2 protein-coding genes are annotated in these 5,905 nt (G+C 41.1%); one reads left to right on the top strand and one right to left on the bottom strand.

All coding sequences use genetic code 11. From position 1 onward, the window contains the following. Positions 1-1,075: LamG domain-containing protein (locus tag DYY66_RS10955; protein WP_166289285.1), on the top strand; the 1,075-nt coding region annotated here is incomplete at its 5' end. Positions 1,076-5,718: 4,643 nt separating this feature from the next. Here DYY66_RS10955 and DYY66_RS10970 read toward each other — a convergent pair. Continuing rightward, positions 5,719-5,905: His/Gly/Thr/Pro-type tRNA ligase C-terminal domain-containing protein (locus tag DYY66_RS10970; RefSeq protein ID WP_255496443.1), on the bottom strand; the 187-nt coding region annotated here is incomplete at its 5' end.

Genomic DNA, 5,905 nt, shown 5'->3' on the forward strand with positions numbered 1-5,905 from the left:
CTCTAACGCTACTACACCAATTCCTACAGAGTCTTGGAATTTCACAGCATCTAAACTGAAGACTATGACTGTTGGAAAAGCCAGGATGGATGATTCTGACAACACAACAGCACTGAGCCTAAATGGTGATGGCTATCTAAAGCAAAACTCTACTGGTACACAAAACCTCACTGCACTTACCTTATCTGCATGGGTCAAGCCAGACTACAGCCAGGGTTCGCCTCAATTTACTGTAATCAGCAAAGAAAACACCTTCATCTTGGCTGTGAACAATAACATCCAACCAGCAAAGAAGGCTATCTTCTCTGTATTTGACGGAATAAAATGGAATACAGTTGAATCAAACAGTACAATTCCTGAAAACTGGACTCACCTTGTGGCTACCTATGACGGCTCTTCCATTGGCATTTATGTTAATGGTACACTAGAGTCCAAGATTCCACTTGTTGGCGTATCCACAATTTCCATACATGGAACGATAGAAAACCAAACTGTAGGTACACTTTCTTCCAAATCTGATGTTGTAATAGGTGCATACATGAACAGCATAAGAAACAATGCAAACAATCTATTCTCAGGCTCACTTCGCGATGTCAAACTGTACGATTCACTCTTGACACCATACCAGATAACTGGACTATATCTTGGTAACAACAAGCAACTTGCACCAGTAACAGAAAATACAACACTTGCTGTCGTGCCACAAAACAGTACTACTGTTCCAACACAAAACCATTCATCACACTTGTCTGATACTCTACCTATTACCGATACACTCCAGACATTGATACGATCTACATCTCTTACAAAGGCAATCAATAGCACCAACAGTACTGTTCCAACACAAAATCATTCATCACTATCTGATACTCTATCTATGACTGATGCAATCCAGACATTGCTCAATTCTACATCTCTTACAAAGACCATCAATGGCACTAACAGTACTGGAATAAATGACACAAGTTCACTTCCAGTAGTTCCTACCATTACTAATCTGAAGAGCAGCTATATGATCTCTGAGGGTCCAGAATTGACTTCAAAATATTCAAGGACTCTGATATCAAGAAGATAAAGAAAGCAGCAATCCAGTCAATGCAGCAGGACAAGTGGTCTGACAAGAACACTACCATATCCATCAAGATTATAGCCCCTGATGGAACCGAGATTCCAGTAAAATCCCAGTTCAAGAAGATGAAGGAAGGTCAGTTTGACATCAAGGTACTATCAGGAAGATATGGCAAGCCTGGAATGTATACAATCAAGACAACACTTGTCAAAAACGGCAAGACATACAATACACAGAGCCAGTACGCATGGGGCCTTGTATCAGTAAACACACAGAAGAGTATCTACAAGCCAGGCGAGAATGCTAAATTTACCATAGTTGTCTTGAATAGCACAGGAAACTCGGTGTGTAACTCCAATATTGTCATGTCAGTTACCAATCCTACCTCCCAAACAACAATATTGTCTTCTGGAAATGGAATTACATCTGAACAAGAGTGTGGACTGTACGATGCCAATTATACTACAACGTCGGAAGGAAACTATACAGTTAGCATACAAGCAAAAACACAAACTGGAATAGCTGCCTTTTCTACATCATTTTTGGCTGAAAACTCGTATCCGTTTGATATCATCAGAACAACAGATTCCAAGATTGACCCGGTTGACAATCCAAATTCCTTTAATGTAAAACTAGATGTGACTTCACTTATCAATGCAAGCTCTGTCACCATACAAGAAAAGGTACCTTCAGTATTTACCGTGGTAACTGATGGCTCTGTGCAGACAATAGGCGATACTACAACAATCACTTGGAACAAAAATCTAATTGGCAATTCAACATCAGTGAAGTATACATACTCTGTACCATTACAGTATCCGCAGCTCTATGCACTTGGCCCAGCTCAGATAACCTATGGAAACAGCCAAACATTCACCGAGGCAAGGCCATGGTTTGTTGCAGTAGATCCAGTTCACATGTCAACCAAAGCTGTTAGCACTATAACAAATGCAAGCCCACTTAGCACTGCAGCCATGACTTCATCAATTACAACTGGTAGATTAGTTGTTGTTGGCATTGGATGGGAAGGAGCTGCAACTATATCCTCAGTTAAATCTGGAACTGGAACAAATTGTGCTACTAGTCCCAGTGGGAATTACATAAATTCTGGCATATTTGAATCAAATACAGCTGAAAGTGCAATATATTACTTGAAAGACAACAGAACAGATACTTTCAATGTCTGTGTGACTTTTAATGCTACTCCCAATGTGGCGGGTGTAGCGGCACAGATTTTCTCTGGAGTTGATGTTAGTGGAAATCCAATAGATTCCCATTTTGGAGCTAAAGGTACAACCCCTTCCTCAACAAGTACTACTTTTACAAATACCATGACTAACAGTACTAGTGGTGACACAGTGTTTGATATGATTGCAGCTGCTAAACAAAGTACATTTACAGCAAAAGCTACAGGACAAATCCTTGAGAATTCAGGATCCGCTGGAGCTGCCGGAGGTTTTAGCATAGGTAACAGCATCAATAACGCCACGTCATCTTCCGTAAGTATGGGCTACACATTCGGAGCTACAAGTAAAGCATATGCTGAAACGATGGTGTCCATAAAATACTGTGGTTGTTTAAGATCTCTCAGTGATTCAATGCCATTTACAGACTCGGTAACTACAATTCATCTTATAACTAGATCACTTACAGAAACTCTCTCCTCCACAGATGCAGCATCTGCAAATCACAAAGTCACTCAAACACTTGCAGAGATACTAACTTCAACCGACGCAGCATCTGCAAACCATAGATCTGTTCAAACACTTGCAGANACACTTGCAGAGATACTAACTTCAACCGACGCAGCATCAAGAGGTCTTGTAACCGTTCAAACACTTGCAGAGATACTAACTTCAACNTCTCTCCGAAACTCTCTCCTCTATAGACGCAGTATCAAGAGCTCACGGAGTACCTACTCAAACTCTCTCCGAAACTCTCTCCTCAACCGATGCAGCATCTGCAAACCACAAAGCTACTCAAACACTAGCAGAATCAATCACTTCAACTGATGCAGTATCAAGAGGTCTTGTAACCGTTCAAACATTATCAGAAACTCTCTCCTCAACTGATGCAGTATCCAAGACCCAAACACTCCAACGTTCACTATCTGAATCACTTGGCCTAGCAGATACCATGACAAACACAGCATTACTTCATTTATCATTAAAAGAATCGATGGACATACTTAGTTCTATGACTCCAGCTAAAAACCTTGCTCCAAACCAAGATCTTGTAGAAAATGCACAAACACAAGTTACAGTAAACCCTAACAAACCACAACTAGTAATTGTCAACAGTACTGCAGCTCTATCACAAATTACGGTTCCATCCACAGTAACAAATCCAACAATCAACTATTCTTCCATAACACAGACTAGTGGCAGTGCAACTTCTATACAAATTACTAATCAACTCAATATTACAAAAGACACTAATGGAGATTTACAAGCTGAAGTCAAAGTTACAATTCCTGCAAACACAAACATAACAGGAACATCTTGGAATGGTGTACTTGCACTGCCAACAGTTCAAAGCTCTACAAATCTCAACTTCCCAGTTGCATCTGGACAANTCACAATTCCAGCAAACACAAACATAACAGGCACATCTTGGAATGGAGTACTTGAACTCCCAACAGTTCAAAGCTCTGTAAATCTAAACTATCCAGTAGCATCAGGACAAGTTGCCACCCCACAAATTGTGATCAGTGTTGGTTCGTCTGAATCATTGACATTTAACCAACCAGNATCTGGAATGCCTTCTGGTGCAAACGAATGTAAGATCAATGTAGGCTCTGACTTGGTAGTCTGGACAAAACACTTTACAGGCTTTGGTACATGGAGCTCAAGTTCCTCATCTTCTTCAACATCTTCTGCAGCACCTGCGGCATCCGCTCCAGCAGCATCTGGCGGTGCTGGAGGAGGAGCAGTAGGTGCAGGTCCAAGCTTTGNATCCTCTTCTTCAACATCCTCTGCAGCACCTGCTGCATCCGCACCAGCAGCATCTAGTGGTGCTGGAGGAGGAGCTGTGGGTGCAGNTTCTTCAACATCATCTTCTACAACATCCTCTGCAGCACCTGCCGCAGCATCTAGTGGTGCTGGAGGAGGAGCTGTGGGTGCAGGTCCAAGCTTTGGTGCATCAGGACCCGGTGCATCTGAAGTAGGACAAGGTGGAATCTTACCAGAGTTGAAGATACTTGATGTATCATATGATACATGTGATACACATACAGTAAAGATACTTGTTGCCTATTCTGATAATAATCCAAGCGTAATATTGCGAACATCAATAACTGGTGTAGTGCAAGCTGTGCCTGCAAAAGAACAGCCATTTGCAGCAGATAATGAAAACGCTACAACCAAGAAACTAGTCTACGTAGCTTCAATAAACTCTAAAGAACAGACATTTGAAGTGCTAGCCTTGCAGGCAGTAGGACACGACATCTACTCTGTAGGAAAGACAATCGATGTAACACAATGCCATGGTGAAATATCATTTGAAAATGAGCAATCAATCGTACCAATAGAACTTGATACCAGTGCACCTAGAATATTTGATGCCAAGTTCCAACTAGACAATGGTACCAAGATTCTATCTTCTGAAGACAATCATGTTATCAATTCAGGATCCATAACTGTATACGCAATTGTAGACAGCAAGACATCACTTGATGATGTGCAACTTAGATTTGCAAAGACAGGTGACTTGACTAACTACAGTACAGTAAAGATGAATGTTGTACCTTTACAGATCTCCAACTCTACATATCTGGTATCAGGAACCATATCCAAGGATGCAATTCAAGCACCTGCTGTAACATACTGGATTAGTGTTCACAATTCTGCAGGAAAGACAGTCAGCTCTGATGTTTATTCAATTGGAGTAAAGCCAAGCTATCCAATCATTGGCAATCTAGACCTTGATGCCAAGATGGCAAGAATAGAGGGCACTACAGCTCATCCAACTGCATACTATACCAACAACTCTACTGGACCAGTCTATGGACGTATTGTGTTGCTAGTCAATGGAGTTGTATCATATGTTTCCCCATCACAAGTATTTGCACCAGGACAGAGCATAGTCAATCTCCAGTGGAAGACTCCAACAGTTGGCAAGATATCTCAATACCAATTGCAAGCACAAGCTGAGATCTATGGAAAAACAATTGATACTGTATCATGGTCTGTTTCAACATTCCCAGGAACTGCAATCTTGCCATTGTCCCAACTTGCAAATGTTGCAGATGTATCAGTGGGTAATACTACAATAGCAAAAGCAGCTACACTATATTCATCATTTAAGAACGATGGCACAATGCAATTCAAGGTAACTGCATCTGATGGAACATGTGTAATAGGTGCAGACAATGATTGTCTTGTCACAAAATCTACATTGGGACTTGGTGGCAACTTTAAGACGGTAACCGTAGGAGATCAGGTATACCGGGTACGATACACCGGTTCTGATGATCCACTTGAGAGATTCTCTATAACCTCTGTTGATTCAATGAGCGGTAACTGGAAAGTAGAGATTGATTCTACAAACAGTTTGTTACCAATAGCTCACGCAATGGATGATGTTGTACTCAAGGTAAAATACAGAGCAGTAGAATTGCCATTTGTAACTGAAAACCAATAATGGTATCTCTATGGAAATGCTGTAGCCTTGGCAAGGTGAGCATCAAGTTCTGAAATTTTTATTCTTTCTTGGCTCATTGAATCTCGGTTTCGTATTGTAACGGTACCATCTTCTAATGTCTGGTGATCAATTGTAACTGCAAATGGTGCACCAACCTCGTCTAGTCTTCTGTATCTTCTTCCTATTGCACCAGAG

Origin of the sequence: Candidatus Nitrosotalea sp. FS (assembly GCF_011319475.1) — an archaeon.
Classification (GTDB): domain Archaea; phylum Thermoproteota; class Nitrososphaeria; order Nitrososphaerales; family Nitrosopumilaceae; genus Nitrosotalea.